This is a genomic window from bacterium (genome assembly GCA_023150945.1).
Lineage (GTDB): Bacteria > Zhuqueibacterota > Zhuqueibacteria > Zhuqueibacterales > Zhuqueibacteraceae > Coneutiohabitans.
Window position 1 is genome coordinate 15,704 of record JAKLJX010000011.1, and the last position, 20,338, is coordinate 36,041.

Genomic DNA, 20,338 nt, shown 5'->3' on the forward strand with positions numbered 1-20,338 from the left:
CCGAGCGCAGCCTGCCTTGCGCCGAACCTGACACTTCCGCAGAGGTTCTGCTTGTGCGGGAGTGTCAGGTGGATTTCAATCCGAGAAAGTTCTGCACGACATAGCCGGCGATTTGGGGATTTTCCTGCAGCCGGCGCACGGAATAGGCGTACCATTGCCGGCCGAAGGGCACGTAGATGCGCAGCCGATGGCCCGCATTCACGATGACGTCGCGCAGTTCCTCATCGACGCCCAGCAGCATTTGGAATTCGTAGGCGGTGGGTGGCAGTTTGAGTTCATCCACCAGGCGCATGCCGTCCCACACCAGCCGTTCGTCATGCGTGGCAATGCCGACGTAGGCACCGTTGCGCAACATCTCGTGCAAAAGGTAGGTGAAGTTCTTGTTGATCAACTCGCGGTTTTTGTAGGCAATGTTGCGCGGCTCGACGTAGATGCCTTTGCACAAGCGCAGGTTGGTGGGCTTGCCCTCCGCGACCAACTGGCGCACGTCCTGCAGCGAGCGCCGCAGATAAGCCTGGATCACGGTGCCGACGTTGCTGAACTCCCGGCGCAGCAGGTCATACACGCGCAGCGTGTCGGTGGTGCAGGAGGAATCCTCCATGTCGAGGCGGACGGAATTACCCAGGTCCTTCGCCCGCTGCACCACGCGCCGGACGTTTTCCACGCAGAAATCAAAATCCAGCTTCAGGCCGAACGCCGTCAACTTGATGGAGATGTTGCTGTCGAGCTTTTCGCGAGCGATGGTTTCCAGGGCTTGCAGATAATTATCGGCGTTGGCAATTGCCTCCGGGCGCAACGAAATGTGCTCGCCGAGAATGTCGAGGGTCGCCATCATGCCGCGCCGGTTGAGCTCGCGCACCGTGCGCACGGCATCTTCAATCTTGTCGCCGGCAATGTAACGGCTCGAGACGCGGCGCACCAGGGGCTTGGGCACCAACGGCAGCGCCATCACTACCAGCCGGTTGAACACATCCACGTTTTCCTCCTCCCGTCCGTCAAACACGATGATTGCGGCCGGCGGGCCGCCACCACAAGAATCCCATCACTTGCGCTGTTTGCCCCACACCTCAACATTCACCAGATTCGGCGGCTGTTGGCCGCGCAAACCGGCGATGAGATTGTTGGCCGCCATGCTCGCCATTTTTCCGCGGGTGGCAATGGTGGCGCTGGCAGTGTGCGGGGTCAAGACCACATTTTCGAGCGCCAGCAGATCGGGATGAACTGCGGGCTCGTTTTCGAAGACATCCAGGGCGGCGCCCGCGAGCACGCCCTGCCGCAACGCCGCCGCCAGCGCCGCCTCGTCCACCACCGGGCCACGGCTGGTGTTGATCAGATAAGCCGAGGGCTTCATCTGGCGCAGCGTTTCGGCGTTGATCAGATGGCGCGTGCCGGGGAGCAGCGGCACGTGCAAAGAGACAAAGTCCGATTCACGCAAGAGCTCCGCAAGCTCGACCCGGCGGGCGCCGATCTCCTGCTCCAGCACCGGATTGGTCGACTCATCCGCGTACAGCACCCGCATCTCGAAGCCGCGGCTGCGCAGCGCCATGGCATGGCCAATGCGGCCCGCGCCGACCACGCCGAGCGTGCGGCCGGTGACATCGCCGCCGAGAAACATGAGCGGGCCCCAGCCCTTGAACTTGCCCGCGCGCAGGAAACGCTCGGACTCGGGAATGCGGCGAGCAACCGCAAACAGCAAAGCCCAGGCGTGATCCGCGGTGGCTTCGGTCAACACCCCCGGCGTGTTGGTGATCAACACACCGCGTGCGGTGGCAGCCGCGAGATCGACATTGTCGAAACCGACGGCATGATTTGCCACAATTTTGAGCTGCGGGCCGGCGGCGTCCAGCAGCTCGCCATCGATGCGGTCGGTGAGCAGCGAAAGCAGGCCGTCGAGGCCCTTCACCTTGGCTAGCAGCTCGTCGCGGGTGAGCACGCGATCTTCGGTGTTCATCGCGAAGTCCGGATAAGCCGCACGCAGAAGGTCGAGACCAATTTGAGGAATGGGTCGCGTTACGTAGATTTTCATGATCGGCTGGGTTTGGTGAAAAGAAGACGTGTGTGGCGGGATATTCCGCCGGCCGGCGCGTGGCGCACGCCCCGGCCGGCGCAGCGGAATATCCTTCCGTGAAAAAGAAGCGCGAGGGGGAATCTCAGGCCGCGGCCCGCAGCAGGCGCAGATGATCCATGTACATGCAGTGATCCTGCACCACCTGGATGCCGGCGGCGGCGAGCTTGTGAGCCGCCTCCTGATGGCGAATGCCGGTCTGCATCCAAAACACCTTGGGTTTTGACTTCATCTGCAGCGCCTGCAGCGCGTGCGGCATGACGTTTTTAGGCGCACGAAAGATCTGCACAATGTCAACCGGTTCGGCAATCTCCTCCAACGCGGCGACACAGCGAATGCCAAACACCGATTCATAACGAGGATTCACGGGAATGATCTTGTAACCGCGGGAATGCAAATAGGCGGGAACACTGTGCGCCGCTTCGTGGAGCCGGCTTTCGTCCTTGATGCCAACCACGGCAATGACGTGGCTGTTCTTGAGAATGCCCCGAATCACATTGTCATCATCGATGATGAAGTCATGCCAAGCCATTTTGCCTCCTGAGTTGCTGGGTGAACTGCCTGCGATTGAATATCCTCCACTCCGAAGGGATCTGTACGGTTTTCCGCAGTACCAGTCCTGGCAAAACGTTCCTTGCAAATCATGGTGCGAAACCTGCGGCCGCCGCGGCTGGCCGGTTTTGGTAAAAAATGCAAGAGCCTGATCACGCTCCCGCGCGCTGCGGGCACATGTCAGGCTCTTCTGAGGTGTTCACTCGCGCTGTCCGCCGCGGCGGACGGCGCGCTCGAAACATAGATGAGCAACTTCTCCATCTTCACATCATCCTGTTGCATGCCGTGAACCAGCTTCCGGCAGGCTCAGCCCTGCCAGCTCTCCAACAGCTCCTTGATGATCACTGCATTGTTGCGCTGCGCATCCGAGGTGCCGTACAACAACGTCAACGGGCCCTCACGCGCCATCTGCTGCAGCCGCTCGAGCAGCGGCCGCTTGTCCCTGGCGCTCAGCTCGGCGCGGTAGCGTTGGCGGTATTGCGGCCATTGGTCGAGATCATAGCCGTGCCGCCACAATTCATAGGAGGGGGCGAGTTCCTGCAGCCATTGCGACACCGCGCCCGCGCGCGTGCTGACGCCCTCCGGCCACAGCCGGTCGACGAAGACACGCTGGCCGTCCCCGGCCTGCCGCTGCGCGTAAATGCTCTTGCATTGGATCATAAGCAAACAAAAAAAGGAAGCCATCAACTCATGACTTCCTTGTGTAATTCCCGCGATCCGTTCCTCACCGGCGCGGCATGGAACCGGGCCAGTGAGCGGGGCCAGAGTTGAAGCAGCGCGCTCAGCGGCTGAGGCCGAACGCCTGATAGTTGTAGTCAATATATTCCGCCCATTTTGCCGGCACTTCGCTCTCCGCGAAAATGGCTTGCGGCGGACACTCCGGCTCGCACGCGCCGCAATCGATGCATTCCTGCGGATGAATGTACAGCATCTGCTTGTATGCCGGGTCGCCTTCCTGCAATTGCGTCTTGTCCAGTTCATAAATGCAATCGACCGGACACACGTCCACGCACGCCTTGTCCATTACGTCCACGCAGGGCTCAGCGATGATGTATGTCATACTGCCTCCAATTTGCTGCGGTTCAATACGACGAAAAACCTTGCGCGATGAGTAACAGCCCTACTGCTTTTTGAACGGGCGCAATATAATAAACCCGCCTGTGCAGCGCAACTATTATTTTGCCGCTCAGGCAATTTCTTGTTGAAATTCAAAAACCTGCCCGTTATACTTCGCCCTCAAAAGCATTCCGCTCTGCCCCTGCGCTCATCGTCAAGCCGGGGTGGAGACAACTGCGCATCAGCCGAGGCGCCCGATGACCAGACGCACCTTCTTCGACAGAATTTTCGCCGCCATTTTTGGAGGAACCGGTCTCGCCTTCGTGGGATCGGCACTCGCCTACCTCTATCCCAACAAAAACTTCATCAGCGGCACACGCCAATTCTCCAACATGGCCGGCCAGCCCATCCTGGAAAAAGAAATCGGCGAAGGCCAGTTCAAAAGCGGCGTCGCGCTCGGCTCGCCGGCCATCGTCTACCGCCAAAACGGCGAATTGATCGCACTCTCCGCGGTCTGCACGCACCTCGGCTGCACGGTTTCCCATCTCGCAGAAGAGCAGATATTCCGCTGCCCGTGCCATGGCGGTGAGTATGATCTCGACGGCAGCGTGCTCGACGGTCCGCCGCCCCGGCCGCTGCCACGCCTGAACGTCAAAGTCGAGAACGGTAGAATCCTGCTGTCATGAACCCGGCCCGCATGCCGGATCAGTTTGCCGCCGCACCGGCTTCGCAGTGCGCGGCCGCGTGCGGCGCCTTTCCCACCACCAAACGTGAACGCTGGACCAAATCGGATCGAACCGCATGGCTGTGAAATCCTGGCTGGCTGAAAGACTGCCGCTTGAATTCGTTCGCCGCTTCGCGCTCGAACAACTTTCCGAGCCGCAACCCCGTCACGTCAACTGGCTGCATACGTTGGGATTCACTGCGCTGCTGCTGTTCCTGGCGCAGCTCGGCACTGGCCTGCTGTTGCTGTTCTACTACAAGCCCGGCGCGCAAACCGCCTACAGCAGCGTGCAATTCATCACCGAAAAAGTGACACTCGGCTGGTTCATCCGGCAGATGCACGTGTGGGGCGCGACCTTCATCGTCATCACGGTGCTGCTGCACCTGCTGCGCGTGTACTTCTCCGGCGCGTACAAGCAGCCGAGGGAATTGACCTGGATGGCGGGCATGGGACTGTTGCTCATCACCCTGCTGTTCACGCTCACCGGCTATCTCCTGCCCTGGGATCAAGTGGCCTATTGGGGCACGGTGGTCGCCACCGACAGCACCAAGGAAGTGCCGCTGCTCGGGCCATACCTGCTCGAACTGGTGCGCGGCGGCGAAACGGTGAGCGACTTGACGCTCACGCGCTTCTTCGCGCTGCATGTCACGCTGCTGCCCCTGGCCCTGCTCGCACTGCTGGCGTTGCACTTGTTCCTGGTGCGCTATCATCGCATCGCGCCGTTGACGCGCACCGATCAACCGCAGCCGAGCGATGAACAACTGCGCGCCGAGGGCGCCCGGCCTTATTATCCCGATCACTTCAAACGCGAGGTGCTGATCGCCTACAGCGCGCTCGCCTTGCTGGTGGTGGTTGCCCTCTGCAGCAAGCCGCATCTCGGCGCAGCCGCCAATCCGCTGGTCACACCCACGGGCATCAAACCGGAGTGGTATTTCCTGCCGGTGTATCAAAGCTTGAAATACGTGCCCGGCTGGCTGGGCGTGTTGGGCAATGGCGCGCTCGTGCTCTTCCTGCTGGTTTTGCCCCTGCTCGATCGCAACCCGGAGCGCCACCCGCGGCGCCGCAAGCTGGCCACCTGGGCGGGCATTCTCTTTCTTGCCGGCGGCCTGGTGCTTGGAATCCTCGGCCATCTCTCCGACACGACGCGCGAGATTTTCGGCAGAAAGGTGCATTTCAACAACCAAGGCATGCCGCACGTGGTGCCAGAGGACGACCCGTCGCAGCCATGATCGCACCGCTCAAGCATGGCCTCACCCTGGCAAGCCTGGCCGCAGTGCCGGTGATCATCGGCTGGCTCTTCTTTGCCGAGCAACTCGGTGCGGCAAATCACCAACACGATCTGCTTGTGCTCGGCAGCGCGTGGGCCGCTTCCGCAGTAGGCGTGGCTCTCGGTGCAGCGTATTGGGGAAAACGGGAGGGCGCGCAGAATTTGCGTTGGTTTTGGCCATGCCAGAACTGCCAAAAGCCACGCTTCATCGCGGCCTATCGCTGCTCACAGTGCCGCTCGGCGGCGCCGCTGCCGCCGGCCTCACGGCCGTTTCAAATCCTGCTGCGTGCGGGATTGGCAATGTTCTATCTGATTTTTTGGCTCTTGCCGTTTCTGCTCAAATAAAAGGGACGCCATCCTATGAACCAGAAAACCATGTCCTCTTCCCTCGAATTCATTCTGGCGATCATCGACCAGGCCTACGATCACAAATCGTGGCACGGCACCAACCTGCGCGGCGCCATTCGGGGACTTTCCGCCAAAACCGCAGCGTGGCGGCCCCATCCCAAACGCCACAACATTTGGGAGATTGTCACGCATGCGGCCTACTGGAAATATGCCGTGCGCCGCCGGCTGTTGGGCGAAGCGCGCGGCTCGTTTCCTCTGAAAGGATCCAACTGGTTCGTGCGGCCGCAAGAGTTGACCGAAGCCGCCTGGAAAGCCGACCTCAAACTGCTGGAGGAGACGCACCAGGCGCTGCGCGCCGCCATTGCCGGCCTCGCCCCCTCCCGGCTCCAGGAAATTCCGCCGGGAAGCAAGCTCAACAACTTCACCGTGCTCACCGGCATTGCGGCGCATGATCTCTATCACGCCGGGCAGATTCAATTGCTGAAGCGCCTGGCGGCCAAGCGCTGAAGCCGCAATTCACCGGCACGGTCAATGCCGCGCCGCCACAGACAATATCAAATGGGACGGCCTTTTTTTCTCATTCACTACGATTGGATTCCTATGAAACGATGGTCAATACCCGGCTTGCTTTGCGGAATGACGGCAGTGATGCTGCTCATGGTTGGTTGCCAATCGCAGCCCGCCTCGCAGGCGGCGTTTCGCGCTGCGTTGCTTTCCCCCGGCCCGGTAAGCGACGCCGGCTGGAATGCCAGCGCCTACGAGGGCCTGCTGCGCATTCGCGGCGAGTTGAACGCGGAGATTTCGCAAATCGAAGTGAAGACCCCCGCACAGTTCGAACAGGGTTTTCGTGATTATGCCAGCCGCGGCTTCAACATTGTGTTCGGCCACGGCTTCGAGTTTCAAGACGCGGCGGCAGCCGTGGCCCCGGATTTCCCCAACACGGTTTTTATCACCAGCAGCGGCACCACCGTGCGGCCCAATGTCGCGCCCATGGTGTTTGAAATCGAGCAGGCGACCTACCTCATGGGCGTGATGGCGGCGATGATGTCGAAATCGGGCAAGGCCGGCTGTGTCGGCGGTATGGAAATCCCCTCGGTGAAGAGCGGATTTCAGGCGCTGGCGGCGGGCGCGAAATCCGTCAAGCCGGACTTCGTCGTGGTACAGAGTTTCATTGGCAACTGGGAGGACGTGGGCGCGGCCAAGGAAGCCACGCTGGCGTTGATCGACCAGGGCGCAGACTTCATTTTTCAAAATGCCGATGCCGCCGGACTGGGTGTGTTTCAAGCGGCGCAGGAACGCCGCGGCGTCTACGCTTTTGGCTCCAACAAGAATCAAAACGAGGTGGCGCCACAAGTGATCCTGGCGAGCGCGGTGCTGGACGTGCCGCAGGCTTTTCTCAACGTTGCCCGGGCGGTGAAGGAGAAAACTTTCAAAGCCGAAATCATGCGCATGGGAATGAAGGAAAACGTCGTTGCCCTCGTGCTCAACCCCGCCCTGCAAGGCGCGATTCCCGCCGCAGTGGCAGCCCGGGTGGAGGAAGTCAAACAAGGCATTCTGGCCGGGCAGGTGACCGTGCCCATGGGATTCTAAAGCGGCAGGCCGCGAAATCATTCACTGCTACGGCGCCACGGCAGCATCCTTTGCAGCGGGTGGCCGCCTGCTGCTTACCACCCATTGCACATAGAGGCCATTGTACAAAACGATTACCGCTCCAATGAGCAGATTGAAGAGATCAGTGACTTCTTTGGGCGGCCAGTCCTGGCGATAGAGTTTGAAGCACACAAAAGCCACGAGAACTGCCGGGAAAAAATATGTGTACATGGGGCCTACGAACCGAATGAACCAGGGTCGCTGCGAATTTTCTCCACGCTTATAGGCACCGGTTTTACTGTAGTACGATTTGCCTTCCCGTGTGATCAGATCGTCGCCCATATTCGTGCAGATTTGTTGCTCCAATTGATCGATGTAACGATACTGCCGGTCGACGGAAATGGAACGCTGATAATAACTGATGACCAGGGAGAGCAGGAGAAACCAGGTGACACTGCCCAGGGCCTTGAAGTCAAGCAGCGGAGCGGCATCCGGCGGCGCGTCGAGCAGTCTGGCAACATAGCCATTGAACAAGTGGGCCATCGCATCCGGGCTGTAGGTATCGAGCGACATGCCGGCCAGCAGCACCAGAACGTAAATGAACAGCCGGTTGCGCATGCGCCAGTGATACAGGATATTTTGGAAAGTATCCTTGTGGTGATCCAGCAACAGTGTTGCGCGTTCAGTTTTTTTCATGGTTCTTCACCGCATGGCATTGCAACCTCCTACGCAGGTATTTTAGACAAGTCCGCAATTCCAGCCTGGCGGCAGCACGGAAATCTTCCCACGGGTAGAAACAACCCCGCCGCCAGCAAAACCTCCGCTGGATTGTTTCCCTCCTCTGAAAAACAGAAGACTGAAGCCTAGTTCATCTTTTCAGCTCTGGACGCCTGGGCGTGCGCTTTGGCCTTCCCTTGTTCCGGCGCGTTTCAGTGATGAGAGCTTGCTTGCTTGCTTTATGATGAGGCATTCGGTTTTGCCTCAGGCCACTTTCACGACGACGATCGTCGTATCATCATGGAGTTTGGCGTCGTCCACGAAACGTTCGACTTTCTGCAGCAGCCCGGCAATGACCCCGGCGGCAGAGGCGGAGGCCGGCAGCGCACGCAGCGCGTTCTCCAGCCGCGGATAATCGAACAACTCCTCCTGCGCGTTCATCGCTTCCGGCAGGCCGTCGGTGTAAAACACCAGCACATCACCGCTGTGCAGCGGCACTGCCAGCTCTTCGTATTCGACTTCCGGCAGAATGCCGCGCGGGAAGTGCATGCCGCCGACGCGCAGGTAAGTGATCTGCTCGCCGCGGCGCAACAGCGGTCGCGTCAATCCGGCGTTGGCGAAACGCAGGGTGCGCGTGGGCAAATCGATGACGCCGATGGCCATGGCGGTGAAGGCATTTGCCGGCGTTTTCACGTACATCACGCGATTGATGTTCTGGATGAGCGTGGCCGGCGAGTCGCTGCGGCCGATCTGCGCACTGGCCACGCCGCTGGTCAGCACGGCAGTCATCGCGCCCTTCATCGCCTTGTCGCTGACATCCACCAGCATGAAGCCGAATTTGGTTTTGCCGGCATCGAGCCAGAAATAATCGAAGAAGTCGCCGCCCACGTCCTCCGCCGGCCGGCAAATGCCGGCAACATCGCAACCGGGCACCCTGGGCGCGGCGGCCGGCATCAGGCCCATCTGCATGTCGTGCGCCGCTTTGAGTTCGTTCAGGATTCTTGCCTTCTCCAACCGCGCCGCCAGCTTGCGGCGATAGCCGCCATACCCCACGGCCACCACCACCAACGCGGTGAGCGCCGCGAACCACCAGGTTTCCCAAAACGGCGGCGTGACGGTGATGTGCACCGCGGCGCCGGTCTCATTCCACACGCCGTCGTGGTTGGAGCCTTTCACGCGAAAGACGTATTCGCCGCCGTCGAGGTTGGTATAGCTGGCATAACGCCGCGTGCCGCAGTAGATCCAATCTTCGTCAAAGCCATCAAGGCGGTAGGCATATTGATTCTTGGCGGGATTGGTGTAATCCAGCGCCGCGAACGAGAACGAAAAGAAGTTGTCGCGATACGACAGCTTGAGGTGTTCGATTTCGGAAATCGCGGCCGGCAGCGGCACGAGTTTGTCGAATTTTTCGAAGCCGGTGAGCACGACGGGCGGCACAAAGGGATTGTCGCGCACCTGGCCGGGATGAAAGCGATTGAAGCCGTTGATCCCACCGAAGAACATCTCGCCGCTCGCGCTGCGGCAATGAGCGCCTTGATTGAATTCTTTGCTCTGCAGGCCATCCGCGATATCGTAGTTGCGGAAGGTGGCGGTCGCCGGATCGAAGCGTGACAGGCCGTTGTTGGTGCTCAGCCAAAGCCGGCCTTCGTCATCCGCGAGGATGCCATAAACCACGTCGTTGGGCAAGCCCTCTTTTTCGGCATAGTGCGTGAAGCGGCCGGTGTTGTGGTCCAGGCGGTTCAAGCCGCCCCCCCATGTCCCCAACCACAGCACGCTGTCGGAAGCTGCATAGATTGAGAAGACCCGGTTCTTGCTCAGACTGCCGGCATCTGCAGGATCGTGCTGGTAGCGCCGGAACCGCACCGGTGCCTCGGCAAGCCCGGCAGCCAGAGCCGGGAGCACCAACTCATTCAGGCCGCCGTCTGTGCCGATCCAAAGCACCGGCGCCCCCTGCGCGTTCGATTGCACGTGCAACGCATAGATGCGATTGTGACTCAAGCTGGTCGAGTCTGCCGGATTGTGGCGATAGCGCGTGAAACGGCCCGTAGCCGGATCGAAGCTGTTCAAGCCGCCGCTGCCCGTGCCGATCCACAACAGCCGGCGGTCGCCATGCTGCGTTTCCGCAATCGCGCTGATGCCATTTTCACTCAAGCTGTAGGGATTCGCGGGATTGTGGCGGTAATGCGTGAAATGGTGCTGGCCCGGCGCCATTTTGTCGAGGCCGAGAGCGGTGCCAACCCAGAGATTGCCGGCATGGTCGTGAAAGACCGCGGCCACGCCGTCGTTGCTCAGACTACGGGGATCGCGGGGATCATGCCGATACGCCCGGAAGCCTGCGCGCTCTTCCTCATGGGCATACAGCCCGCCGCCGCCCGTGCCGATCCACATCGTGCGGCGGTCGCCCGCGCGCGCTTCATGAATGGCCATGACCATGTCGTGGCCCAGACTGTTGGGCCGCATGGGGTCGTGGCGAACATGCGCAAACTTGCGCCGCGCCGGGCTGAACTTGTTGAGGCCGCCGCCATACGTGCCGACCCAGAGCGTGCCGGAACGATCTTCAAGAATGGACCAGACATCGTTATTGCTCAGACTGCCGGGGTCGGCATCATCGTGCTGGTAATGGGTGAATTGCTGCGTGTTGAGGTCGAATCGTTCCAGCCCGCCGCCGGTGCCGATCCAAAGCACGGCAGGATCACGCGGAGAAACAAAGACCGGCCGCACCGTGTTGTGGCGCAAGCTCGCGGGGTCATCCGGGTCATGGCGAAACGAGGTGAGTTGCAGATTTTGCGGGTCAAAACGATACAAGCCGCCGCCAAAGGTGGCAATCCACAACTTGCCCGTGGCATCTTCCGCAATCGACCACACGCGCTTGTCACTCAAGGGCAGCGGCGGCCCTGCTTCTGAGTCGTAATTGACAAACTGCGCCTCCTGGCCGTCGCTGCCGGGGCCATCCGCCAGCACAAGCTTGCTCAAGCCGCTGTTGGTGCCGACCCACAAAGCAGATTCCTGCTGGCGCTGCGCAACGTGCAGGGCGCGCACAAAGTTGCTGCGCAAACTGGCGGCGGAATTGGGATCGCGGCGGTAGCGCACGAAGCCTGCTGCGGCGCTATCCAACCGATTCAGGCCGCCGCCTTGTGTGCCCACCCAGAGCACCGATCGCCCAGCCACGCGCGAAGCAGTAATGGTAGTGACGGTGTTGTGGCCCAGACTGCGCGGATCGTTGGGGTCATGTAGATAACGCGTGAATTTCTCAGTGCGCCGGTCGAAGCGATTCAAACCTTCGCGGGTGCCCACCCAAAGACTGCCATCCTCCTCCTCGTGCAGGGCGAGTATCGTGTTGTCGGAGAGGGCGTGGGGATCATCGTTGTCGTGCTTGTAGACGGTGAATTCGTAACCGTCGTAGCGGTTGAGGCCATCATAGGTGCCGATCCACATGAAGCCCTTGCGATCCTGCAGAATGCAGGTGACGACGCTTTGGGAGAGGCCTTGTTCGAGGGAGATATGCTCAAACGAGACGGCAGCAGTCTGGGCGAAGAGGCCGCGAGCAAAACCGGCGCAGAGCGAGAAAATGAGAAGCAAGTTTTGGGGAGAAGTGGCAGGCATGTTGGGAAAGCCAGGTATTGGACTCATTGCGGTTTGATTGGTGTTGCTTTCGGCTTTGTCATTCTGCAATCATCCTCTCCGGCGCTGGCATCATCTTGCCATGAGCAGGGCGCCAAGTGGCAGGTACGTTCCCGGCAGGAAGACAGTGCTTTACAGCTTCCCCACAAACTCATCGAACAAAAACCCCGTATCGACCGGGCCGGGCGAAGCCTCCGGATGAAATTGCACGCCGCTGAATGGCTGGCGGCGATGACGAATGCCCTCGTTGGTGCCGTCGTTGGCGTTGAAAAACCACGGCTCCCACTCCGGCGGCAGCGTGTTTTCATCCACCGCGTAGCCGTGATTCTGCGAAGTGATGAAGCAGCGCTTGCTGCCCACCAGCACGCAGGGTTGATTCTGGCTGCGATGGCCGAATTTCAACTTGAACGTGTCGGCGCCCGCCGCCAGGCCCAGAATCTGGCTGCCCAGGCAAATGCCGAAGAGCGGCCGATTCTGTTCCAGCAACGCGCGCACGGTGGCAATGGTGGCGCCGCACATCTTGGGGTCGCCGGGACCGTTGGAAATCACCACGCCGTCGCAGCGTTCGCGCGCCACCGGCCAGTCCCACGGCACCACCGTGACGGCCAGGCCGCGGCGGAGCAGGCAGCGAATGATGTTGTTTTTGCAGCCGCAATCGATCACCACCACGTGCTTGGCGCCGCTGCCATGGCGTTGCGGCTTGGTCACGCTCACCTGCGCCACCAAATTGTCGCGGTTGGGATCATGGAACTCGTCGATCTCTTCTTCATGAATGAGCTTGCCCAGCATGGTGCCGTGGCGCCGCAGCCTCTGCGTGAGCGCGCGCGTGTCGATCCCGGCAATCGCCGGTACGCCGTTGGCCTTGAGCCAGGCAGCGAGCGACTCGCGGGCGTTCCAGTGGCTGAATTCGAGCGAATGCTCCGCGACCAACAAGCCGGCGATTTGAATACGCGCAGATTCAAAAGCGGAATCAATTCCAGCCGCGGCACCGGCAGCGGGCACGCCGTAGTTGCCGATGAGCGGGTAGGTGAGCGTGAGAATTTGGCCGCGATAGGAAGGATCGGTGAAACACTCCGGGTAACCGACCATGCCGGTGTTGAAAACGACTTCGCCGGCGACTGAAGCCCGGGCGCCAAACGCCGTGCCGGTGAAGATGCTGCCGTCAGCAAGAACGAGTTTTGCATTCATCGCAGAGTCCTGGGGGCCGCGACCCGCACGCCGGCCGAAAAGGCCCGGCGGCCGGTGCCCGGTGGTTTGCCCGCCGGTGGTGACGGTGGAATTGCGTGAGCTGCGCAGACCGCAAGGTTGATTTCAGAACAGCGTGTAGATGAACGGCGCGAGCGCCGAGCCTTCGGTGAGCACGATGAGCAGACTGAGCGCCAGCAAAACGAAGACAATCGGCGCCAGCCACCACTTCTTGCGCACCCGCATGAATTCCCAAAACTCGGCGAGAATCGCTAACTTGCCCATGAGAAGCTCCACTAAGGATGTTCACTCTCACATTTGTTTGAACCGCCAAGACGCGAAGTCCGGCAAGAAGAAGATTGGGGTTACTTCGTCTCCTGGCCGCGGACCGTCGATACTGCATGCTCCGTCTGGGATCGAACCTTGCCCTCAGGTGTTGATCGCCAGCAGATAAAAATAAACCAGCGGCGCAACCAGCATCTCGCTGTCAAAGCGGTCGAGAATGCCGCCGTGGCCGGGAATGAGTTTCGAGGAATCCTTCACCCCGGCGTCGCGCTTGAACAGCGATTCCACCAGATCACTCATTTGTCCGAACACGCCGATGATGACGCCGATGGCCACCGCATCCGGCACGGTCAGTTCCTGCACGAAGGTCTGTTGGCAGGCAAGTGCCGACAGAATCGCGAAGACAAAGCCGCCGACGGCACCGGCAACGGTTTTCTTCGGGCTGACGCGCGCGAACAGTTTACGCTTGCCGAAATACATGCCCACGAAATAAGCCGCAGTGTCGCAGATCCAGATCACGGCAAAGAGCATGATGACCCAGGTGCCGGCCGCGCTGTAGTTGCTGCCGGTGAGACGGGGCAATTCACGAATCGCCACGAGAAACGACAGCAGGCCGGCGACATAAGCCATGCCGAAAACCGTGGCCGCGAGATTGACCAGCGGGCCGCCCTCGCCGGCGGGTTTGGTGAAAAGCTCCACGATCAGCAACGCCACCAACACCGCCATGAACCACAGCCACAGCATGTCGCCGTAGCCAAAGTAAATGGCCACCGGCAAGGCCACGCCGCCCGCGATGCCGAGCCAGCGCTGCGGCCGCGCCTGTTTGTGTCGCGCCAGGTCGTAGAATTCATACAAGCCCAGACCGACCACCACCGCGATGAACATCAAAAAGAACTGCCGGCCCACCCAAATCGCTGACACGATCAGCGGAATGAAGATGATGCCGACTGCCACGCGCTGCCCGAAATTGCGCCAATCCAATTTCCTTCCTCCCTTCCTCAGATTTTCACCAAGAACGGTGCTGTCATGACGTGGGCGCCGAGGCGCTCTCGTTTCACCGCTGCAGCCGGCCGCGCAGCTCCGCAATGCTGCCGAGGCTTTTGGCCGCCAGATAACGCTGCAACCCCTCCGCCACCTGCACGGCGGTGCGCGGATCAACGAAGTTGGCCGTGCCGATCTGCACCGCGGTGGCGCCCACCAGAAAGAACTCCGCCGCATCCTGCCAGGTGCGAATGCCGCCCATGCCGATCACCGGAAGGCGCACGGCATTCACCGTTTCATACACTTTGGCCAGCGCGATCGGTTTGATCGCCGGCCCGGAATAGCCGCCGACAACCGTGTTCAAGCGCGGCCGCCAGGTTTCGAGGTCAACCGCCATGCCGGTGACAGTGTTGATCAAGGAAATCGCGTCTGCGCCGGCGGCCTCCGCGGCCCGCGCGATTTCGCTCACGCGCGTGACGTTGGGCGTGAGCTTGGGGATCACCAGGCGTTGCGTGAGGCGGCGAATGGCGGCTGTGGCCGCCGCCGTGACTTCCGGTTTCTGGCTGAATTCCAGGCCGCCCTCCTTCACGTTGGGGCAGGAGAAATTCAACTCGTAGCCGGCAATGCCTTCCTGCTGCTCGAGCACCGTCACGACTTCCTGGTATTCTTCCAGCGTGCGGCCGGCAACATTCACGATGATCACATTGGCATGCGCGCGCAGATACGGCAGTTTCTCAGCTACGAAGCTGTGCACGCCGACATTCTGCAAACCGATAGAATTGAGCAAACCGGCGGGCGTTTCACACAACCGCGGTTGCGGATTCCCCAAACGCGGGGTCGCGCCGATCGACTTGGTCACGATCGCGCCAATGCCGCGCAAATCAACCAAGTCTGCCGCCTCCTGGCCGTAGCCAAACGTGCCGGAGGCCACGAACACCGGTGTGGGAAACTCCACCCGTCCGATTTGAATGCGCAAGGGGCTCATCAGTATTGCTTGTTTTGCTTCCGCTGTGATCGCCGGCAATGCCGCTGCCAGGCAGCTTCAGGAATTTGTCATGGTACCGGCATTTTCACCGCCGCCACACCAAGCACACGGACAAAAACCAATCCCGGGAAAAGCTCAGAATTCTCGATGCCTGTGCGCGAGTCTTTGCTTTTTGATTCCGCGCTGGAGAAATCGAACCGGACGGCCATTTTCGGCAACTCAGTGTCCAGCGCCGTACCGAATCTGATCGGACTCGAAAACCGGGCCATCCAGGCACGCCAGCAAGTACCGGCCGAGCTGCTGCACGCCCTGCGCCGGTTCGAGGTTGCAGCCCATGCAAACGCCAAAGCCGCAACCCATGATGGTTTCCACCGCCACTTGCGCGGTGAGATCGGCCGCGCGGCAGAGTTCAGCAACGGCGGCCAGCATGGGCATGGGGCCGCAGGCATAGACCTGGCGCGCCGCTCCAGCGGCCGGCTGTTGCAGCCAGTCCTGCAGCAAGCCGGTAACGAAGCCGTGATGGCCGGCGCTGCCGTCGTCGGTTGCCAAAGCCACTGTGCCGCCCAGGCGCTGCAATTCCTCCTGGCCCCACAACTCTGCGGCCATGCGACAGCCGATCAACGCGGTGAATGAGAGGCCGCGCTGTTGCAACGCAGCCGCCAAAATCGGCATGGGTGCGATGCCCAAGCCGCCGGCCACCAGGGCAATGCGCGCTTCTTGTTGCGGCAATTCAAAGCCGCGGCCAAGCGGGCCGATTACGCTCAAGACGGTGCCGGGCCGATGGCGTGTGAGCAGGCGCGTGCCGAGGCCGATGGCCTTCCACAACACGGCAATGCGGCCCTGGCTGCGCTCCACCTGGCAGACACTGAACGGCCGGCGCAGCAGCGGCGTGAGTTGCTCCACCGGCTGGGCTTGTGTTTGCAGGTTGACAAACTGGCCGGGCTGCACCACGGCGGCGATCGCAGGCGCGTGCAATTGCATCAAAAAAATGCCCCGTGCAACTTCGTCGTTGGCAATCACGGGGCATTCATAAATGCCTTTGTGCGGGGTTTCCATCATGGGCGGCCGCTGGTGCGTGCATCATTTCTTTGGTGGTTTACAACTTTGGAGGAACATCGTCATTGCCCTGCTCTTCTTCCGGTTCTTCCGCCTCCACTTGCTGCTCTTCCTGCTGCTGCGGCGGCGGTTGCACTGCCGGTGGCTGCTCCCGCTCCCGTTCCCGTTGTACGGCTGGTGGTGGAGGGGGACCGGCTTGGCGATCCTGCTCGATGCGGGCGCGCAGAGTGTCGCTGGCGGCGGCAGTGCTGCTGTCAACGGGCGCGGCTTTGGTGGTGTCCGCATTGACCATCTGCTTTTCAAAGGCGGTGACCTTTTTGCGCACCTTGTTGGAATAGGAGGAGCTGGGGAATTTCTCAATCAATTGCTTGTAGGCAGCAAACGCCTGGGCGTTGTCGGTGAGCTTGTTTTCATAAATCCAGCCGATGGCAAACAGGGATTTCGAGCTGAGCTCTTCATCTTCCTTCTGTTCGACGAGATCCTGCAGCAGGCGAATGGCGGTAAGCGGATCGCCGCCGGACACCCACAGCGATTCTGCCTGCTGGAATTTCTCCCGCGCCGAAGAGGTGGTTTGCTCGGCGGCGGCCAGCAGGCCCAAGCGGCGGCGCGCTTCGCGGCCGTGACGGGTGTTGGGATATTCGTCCGCCAGCGCCTGCAGCAGGCTGTCGCGCGTCGCCAGGCCGGTGGAATCCTGCGAGGCCTTGAGGATGGCGAGCGCGTAGAGCGCAGCAGCGGCCGCCTCGGTGTCGCTGAAGTCGCGCACCACCGATTCATAGAGAGAATAGGCCGAATCCGGCATCTCGAACTGATAGAAGTATAATTCCGCCAGATTGATTTTGTTGTTCGCCAGTTCGGCGCGCAATTTCGCGGGATCGCTGGAGAGCGCGAGCTTCTTGGTGGGCAGGCGCCGAATCGATGCGCGGGAGCTTCTGCGATTCTCGGTCACGCCCTCCGCTGGCGGCAGAGCGCTCAAGCCGTTGGGTGATTGCTGCTGCAACAACAGCAGGCTGAGGGCGCTGTTCAATTTCAGCAGATCATCGATAGCCTTGGAACGCTGCTGTGCCGCATTGGCGTATTCCGAGCGGCTGTTTTCGGTGCGGACTTTGTCGAAGAACTCTTTGGCCTTGGCATAGTCGTGGCGGTTGCGCTGATACAAATCCCCCAGCACGAAATAAGCTGCGGCCGAGGCCTCGGTGCGCTTGTCATTGGTGTTGATCAGCGCAAACAGATCTTCCGCTTCTTCGACCTTGCCCTGGCGCAGCTTGCAATCCGCGATCTCGAAGCGCACCCACGCCAGGTCTTTGTGCGTGCTGAATTCCTTCTGCATGCTGTTCAATTTGATCAGGGCCTTGTCGTAGCTGCTGTCGGCTTTGAGCGCACGCGCGAAGGAGAGGCCGGCGTGGAATTTGACGTCGATTTCAACATCCTGCTTGCCGGCTTGATAGTAGGCCTTGGCGGCCTCGTGAAAGTGTTTGAGCTTGAAGCGGCATTCGCCCCAGCGCAGATAGGCTTCGGCGCGCAGTTTCTTGTCGGAGAGCCGCTTGGCCGCCGGCTCGAACAGCCGCGCGGCCGGTTCGTACTGCTCCTGGCGATAGTAAATCTCGCCGAGATAATATTGCGCGCGGTGGAGAATGTCGCCCTTCTTGCGGCCGGCCTGCAGCTCCTTGAGCACGGCTTCGGCATTGGTGAAGTCTTCCTGCTCGATGTAGGTGCGCGCCTTCCACAAGCGGGCGAGCGGAACCAGATCGCTTTTGGGGAAGAGAGAGATCAGCTCGTTGAACTTGCGCAAAGCCTGGGGATATTCCTGCTTGTAGAAGAAGCATTCGCCCAGCATCAGCAGGGTGTCGTCGACGTACTTGGAGTTGGGATACACCTGCAGGATTTTCGAGCCTTTTTCGATCGTCTTGTCCAGTTTTTGAATTTCGGTCGAAGTGGGCTTGTCCGCCGTGATCGGCCGGCGCTTGTACTCTTCAATGGCCTCTTTGTAGAGCCGTTTGGTGTTGTAATAAGTGTTGAAATAGGCGCATCCTGCAAAATTGAACAGGCAAACGCCGGCGGCCAGCAGAAAACGAATCTTCATTTTGAACATCGATGGCAAGTTCTCTTCCCGAAGTTGTTCGGCCGGAGGCGGCGCTTCATGAAGCGGCACCGGCCAGGGCAACAAGCAGAGCCGGCAGAATTTCGCCTGCCGGTCCCTGCAAAAACCAGTGCGCTTGCGGCGTCAATGGTGTTCTTTCCGGATTGATCTCCACGACGGCAGCGCCCGCGGCGCGCGCGACATGGGGCAACTGCGCGGCAGGATAAACCAGCGCGGAAGTGCCGATGGCGAAAAAGAGCGTGCACTCCTCCGCGGCGTGAAACGCCCGCCGCAACGCGGCTGCCGGCAATTCTTCACCAAACCACACCACTGCCGGCCGCCGCAATCCGCCGCAGCCGCAATAAGGCAGCCCCGCGCGCCAAACCTCGGTCGCGCCCTCCGCTTGCACGCCGCATTGCAGGCAACGGCTTTCAACCAGATTGCCGTGCAGCTCGATCACCTCCCGCGCGCCCGCTTGTTGATGATAGCGATCGACGCATTGCGTGATCAAAGTGAATTGCTGGACGTGCCCGGCCAGTTCCGCCAGTGCGGCATGTCCGGCATTGGGGCGATGCTGCGCGACCTGCTCCCGGCGGTGTTGGTACCATTCCCATACCAAATGGGGATTGCGTTCGAAGGCCTCGGGCGTGGCCAGGTCCTCGGCGCGCTGATTGCGCCACCAGCCGCCGGGTCCCCGAAACGTCGGCAAACCGCTTTCCGCCGAGATGCCGGCGCCGGTCAACGCCGCCACGCGCGCCGCGCGCTCGAGCCGCGCGATCAGTTTGTCGTCAAAGGTATGCAAGTCAAAGGCTCGGTTCACCGCATGCCGCCACTGCCGCAAGTCTTCACGGCCGCATGACACCGCGCTCCAGCAGCAGCAGCGAGGCAATTCCGACGATTCCGCCGGCAAACAGCGCCGGCCACAACAAAAGCGGCAGAAGATACAAAATCTGAATCTGTTGCACAATCAATATTCCTGCCAGGCTGAGCTGCGCGAGCACATGGGCAAGCGCGCCCAGCAAACTCACGCCCACCACGCTGAACATGGCGCGGCCGTAACGCTGCGCCAGCGCCATCACCGCGGCCGCAGCCAGGCCGCCCGCCAGCGACAGCCAAAAGCCGGGATTCAAAAACGTGCCCAGCAGCAGGCTTCCCAACAGCACGCGCAGCACCGTCACCGTCACCGCCAGGCCCGGCCCGAGAGTGTATAATGCCAGCAGCGTGGCAATATTCGCCAGGCCCGGCTTGGCCCAGGGCAGCGGCCGGGGCAAAAAGGCTTCGAACAGAAACATCACCAAACCGAAGCCTGCCAGCAGCGCGCCGCGTGCGAGCAAACGGGTGCGGTGCAGCGATTCAGTAGGTGATGGCATCGAGATCGTTTTGCCGCTGGCCGGCAAGCAAGATGACCACATGATTGGGAACGCACACCAGCATTTGCCCGGAGCGGGAAACATAACCCTGCCGCACGCAAAACTGATTCGGGCAGGTGCTGGCTGAAATGCGCAAGCCCGCCGCCGCCACCTCCACCGTCATTTTGCCCAGCCCGCCGTTCACCGTGAAGCGCTGCGCCTGCTGCATCTCAACTGCACGCTGCAGGACATTGTTGACAAAAACCTGCGCCGAACGCGCGTGGCTGTTTTGCCCGCCCCAAGCGGGCAACCAAAAACTGGCGAAGGCCAACAGCCCAAATAAGCCGGCGACCAGATAGTCACCCCAGCGCAACTGCTGCCGCAGGCGTTGGCGCAAAGAGAACGGGAGCGCGGGGTTGCCGTGCAGGCCGGCAGCGGCGGTTCTCAGAGGCACGGATCTTCGGGTCGGAGCGTGGGTCA

At 60.9% G+C, this 20,338-nt stretch carries 20 protein-coding genes and 1 pseudogene; 5 read left to right on the forward strand and 16 right to left on the reverse strand.

Going from position 1 to position 20,338, the window contains the following annotated elements:
• Positions 1 to 64: 64 nt before the first annotated feature.
• The 5 genes and pseudogenes from L6R21_15020 to L6R21_15040 form a co-directional block, all read right to left on the reverse strand.
• The gene (locus L6R21_15020) at positions 65 to 976 is read right to left on the reverse strand and encodes a proline dehydrogenase family protein (protein MCK6560504.1); all 912 of its coding nucleotides are present in this window, start codon (positions 974 to 976) and stop codon (positions 65 to 67) included.
• Between the two features lie 66 nt (positions 977 to 1,042).
• A complete protein-coding gene (locus tag L6R21_15025; protein ID MCK6560505.1) occupies positions 1,043 to 2,026 on the reverse strand; it encodes a D-glycerate dehydrogenase in 984 nt (327 codons plus the stop codon).
• A gap of 124 nt (positions 2,027 to 2,150) precedes the next feature.
• The gene (locus L6R21_15030) at positions 2,151 to 2,597 is read right to left on the reverse strand and encodes a CoA-binding protein (GenBank protein ID MCK6560506.1); all 447 of its coding nucleotides are present in this window, start codon (positions 2,595 to 2,597) and stop codon (positions 2,151 to 2,153) included.
• A gap of 326 nt (positions 2,598 to 2,923) precedes the next feature.
• Positions 2,924 to 3,277 carry a DUF488 family protein gene (locus tag L6R21_15035; protein MCK6560507.1) on the reverse strand — a complete coding sequence of 118 codons (354 nt, stop codon included), beginning with the start codon at positions 3,275 to 3,277 and terminating at the stop codon, positions 2,924 to 2,926.
• 136 nt (positions 3,278 to 3,413) lie between these two features.
• Positions 3,414 to 3,677 (reverse strand): annotated as a pseudogene (locus L6R21_15040) (ferredoxin family protein).
• Between the two features lie 253 nt (positions 3,678 to 3,930).
• On the opposite strand from L6R21_15040, the gene L6R21_15045 reads away from it, so the two are divergent.
• The 5 genes from L6R21_15045 (at position 3,931) to L6R21_15065 (ending at position 7,602) form a co-directional block, all read left to right on the forward strand.
• Complete coding sequence (locus tag L6R21_15045; GenBank protein MCK6560508.1) at positions 3,931 to 4,359, forward strand: ubiquinol-cytochrome c reductase iron-sulfur subunit; 429 nt, start codon at positions 3,931 to 3,933, stop codon at positions 4,357 to 4,359.
• A 115-nt stretch (positions 4,360 to 4,474) separates the two neighbouring features.
• Positions 4,475 to 5,626 carry a cytochrome bc complex cytochrome b subunit gene (locus tag L6R21_15050; protein ID MCK6560509.1) on the forward strand — a complete coding sequence of 384 codons (1,152 nt, stop codon included), beginning with the start codon at positions 4,475 to 4,477 and terminating at the stop codon, positions 5,624 to 5,626.
• Positions 5,623 to 6,009, forward strand: a complete 387-nt coding sequence (locus L6R21_15055) for a hypothetical protein (protein MCK6560510.1) — start codon at positions 5,623 to 5,625, stop codon at positions 6,007 to 6,009. The genes L6R21_15050 and L6R21_15055 overlap by 4 nt, the downstream gene beginning before the upstream one ends.
• 15 nt (positions 6,010 to 6,024) lie before the next feature.
• Positions 6,025 to 6,519, forward strand: coding sequence for a DinB family protein (locus L6R21_15060; protein ID MCK6560511.1), 495 nt, complete (start codon positions 6,025 to 6,027; stop codon positions 6,517 to 6,519).
• 93 nt (positions 6,520 to 6,612) lie between these two features.
• Positions 6,613 to 7,602 carry a BMP family protein gene (locus tag L6R21_15065; protein MCK6560512.1) on the forward strand — a complete coding sequence of 330 codons (990 nt, stop codon included), beginning with the start codon at positions 6,613 to 6,615 and terminating at the stop codon, positions 7,600 to 7,602.
• 27 nt (positions 7,603 to 7,629) lie between these two features.
• On the opposite strand, the gene L6R21_15070 is transcribed toward L6R21_15065, so the two are convergent.
• From L6R21_15070 to L6R21_15120, 11 genes are all read right to left on the reverse strand, one after another.
• Positions 7,630 to 8,298 (reverse strand): hypothetical protein, encoded by a 669-nt coding sequence (locus L6R21_15070; GenBank protein ID MCK6560513.1) that lies wholly within the window; start codon positions 8,296 to 8,298, stop codon positions 7,630 to 7,632.
• A gap of 285 nt (positions 8,299 to 8,583) precedes the next feature.
• Positions 8,584 to 11,949 (reverse strand): SpoIIE family protein phosphatase, encoded by a 3,366-nt coding sequence (locus L6R21_15075; protein ID MCK6560514.1) that lies wholly within the window; start codon positions 11,947 to 11,949, stop codon positions 8,584 to 8,586.
• Between the two features lie 123 nt (positions 11,950 to 12,072).
• On the reverse strand, positions 12,073 to 13,128 hold the full coding sequence (carA, locus tag L6R21_15080) for a glutamine-hydrolyzing carbamoyl-phosphate synthase small subunit (protein MCK6560515.1): 1,056 nt from the start codon (positions 13,126 to 13,128) through the stop codon (positions 12,073 to 12,075).
• Positions 13,129 to 13,251: 123 nt separating this feature from the next.
• Positions 13,252 to 13,410, reverse strand: a complete 159-nt coding sequence (locus L6R21_15085; protein ID MCK6560516.1) for a DUF5989 family protein — start codon at positions 13,408 to 13,410, stop codon at positions 13,252 to 13,254.
• A 144-nt stretch (positions 13,411 to 13,554) separates the two neighbouring features.
• Positions 13,555 to 14,391, reverse strand: coding sequence for a phosphatidate cytidylyltransferase (locus tag L6R21_15090; GenBank protein ID MCK6560517.1), 837 nt, complete (start codon positions 14,389 to 14,391; stop codon positions 13,555 to 13,557).
• Between the two features lie 73 nt (positions 14,392 to 14,464).
• Positions 14,465 to 15,376: a dihydroorotate dehydrogenase gene (locus tag L6R21_15095; GenBank protein ID MCK6560518.1), complete on the reverse strand. Its 912-nt coding sequence runs from the start codon at positions 15,374 to 15,376 to the stop codon at positions 14,465 to 14,467.
• Positions 15,377 to 15,595: 219 nt separating this feature from the next.
• A complete protein-coding gene (locus tag L6R21_15100; protein ID MCK6560519.1) occupies positions 15,596 to 16,435 on the reverse strand; it encodes a dihydroorotate dehydrogenase electron transfer subunit in 840 nt (279 codons plus the stop codon).
• A gap of 37 nt (positions 16,436 to 16,472) precedes the next feature.
• On the reverse strand, positions 16,473 to 18,512 hold the full coding sequence (locus L6R21_15105) for a tetratricopeptide repeat protein (protein MCK6560520.1): 2,040 nt from the start codon (positions 18,510 to 18,512) through the stop codon (positions 16,473 to 16,475).
• 55 nt (positions 18,513 to 18,567) lie between these two features.
• Positions 18,568 to 19,329, reverse strand: coding sequence for an NAD-dependent deacylase (locus tag L6R21_15110; GenBank protein ID MCK6560521.1), 762 nt, complete (start codon positions 19,327 to 19,329; stop codon positions 18,568 to 18,570).
• A gap of 25 nt (positions 19,330 to 19,354) precedes the next feature.
• Complete coding sequence (locus L6R21_15115) at positions 19,355 to 19,879, reverse strand: Gx transporter family protein (protein MCK6560522.1); 525 nt, start codon at positions 19,877 to 19,879, stop codon at positions 19,355 to 19,357.
• On the reverse strand, positions 19,863 to 20,312 hold the full coding sequence (locus L6R21_15120; protein MCK6560523.1) for a NusG domain II-containing protein: 450 nt from the start codon (positions 20,310 to 20,312) through the stop codon (positions 19,863 to 19,865). The genes L6R21_15115 and L6R21_15120 overlap by 17 nt, the downstream gene beginning before the upstream one ends.
• Between the last annotated feature and the right edge of the window lie 26 nt (positions 20,313 to 20,338).

Excerpts from the sequence above, each read along its gene's own strand:
- L6R21_15025 (MCK6560505.1), bottom strand. The coding sequence starts at position 2,026 with ATGAAAATCTACGTAACGCGACCCATTCCTCAAATTGGTCTCGACCTT.
- L6R21_15030 (MCK6560506.1), bottom strand. The coding sequence starts at position 2,597 with ATGGCTTGGCATGACTTCATCATCGATGATGACAATGTGATTCGGGGC.
- L6R21_15035 (MCK6560507.1), bottom strand. The coding sequence starts at position 3,277 with ATGATCCAATGCAAGAGCATTTACGCGCAGCGGCAGGCCGGGGACGGC.
- L6R21_15045 (MCK6560508.1), top strand. The coding sequence starts at position 3,931 with ATGACCAGACGCACCTTCTTCGACAGAATTTTCGCCGCCATTTTTGGA.
- L6R21_15050 (MCK6560509.1), top strand. The coding sequence starts at position 4,475 with ATGGCTGTGAAATCCTGGCTGGCTGAAAGACTGCCGCTTGAATTCGTT.
- L6R21_15055 (MCK6560510.1), top strand. The coding sequence starts at position 5,623 with ATGATCGCACCGCTCAAGCATGGCCTCACCCTGGCAAGCCTGGCCGCA.
- L6R21_15060 (MCK6560511.1), top strand. The coding sequence starts at position 6,025 with ATGAACCAGAAAACCATGTCCTCTTCCCTCGAATTCATTCTGGCGATC.
- L6R21_15065 (MCK6560512.1), top strand. The coding sequence starts at position 6,613 with ATGAAACGATGGTCAATACCCGGCTTGCTTTGCGGAATGACGGCAGTG.
- L6R21_15070 (MCK6560513.1), bottom strand. The coding sequence starts at position 8,298 with ATGAAAAAAACTGAACGCGCAACACTGTTGCTGGATCACCACAAGGAT.
- L6R21_15075 (MCK6560514.1), bottom strand. The coding sequence starts at position 11,949 with ATGAGTCCAATACCTGGCTTTCCCAACATGCCTGCCACTTCTCCCCAA.
- carA (MCK6560515.1), bottom strand. The coding sequence starts at position 13,128 with ATGAATGCAAAACTCGTTCTTGCTGACGGCAGCATCTTCACCGGCACG.
- L6R21_15085 (MCK6560516.1), bottom strand. The coding sequence starts at position 13,410 with ATGGGCAAGTTAGCGATTCTCGCCGAGTTTTGGGAATTCATGCGGGTG.
- L6R21_15095 (MCK6560518.1), bottom strand. The coding sequence starts at position 15,376 with ATGAGCCCCTTGCGCATTCAAATCGGACGGGTGGAGTTTCCCACACCG.
- L6R21_15100 (MCK6560519.1), bottom strand. The coding sequence starts at position 16,435 with ATGATGGAAACCCCGCACAAAGGCATTTATGAATGCCCCGTGATTGCC.
- L6R21_15105 (MCK6560520.1), bottom strand. The coding sequence starts at position 18,512 with ATGAAGATTCGTTTTCTGCTGGCCGCCGGCGTTTGCCTGTTCAATTTT.
- L6R21_15115 (MCK6560522.1), bottom strand. The coding sequence starts at position 19,879 with ATGCCATCACCTACTGAATCGCTGCACCGCACCCGTTTGCTCGCACGC.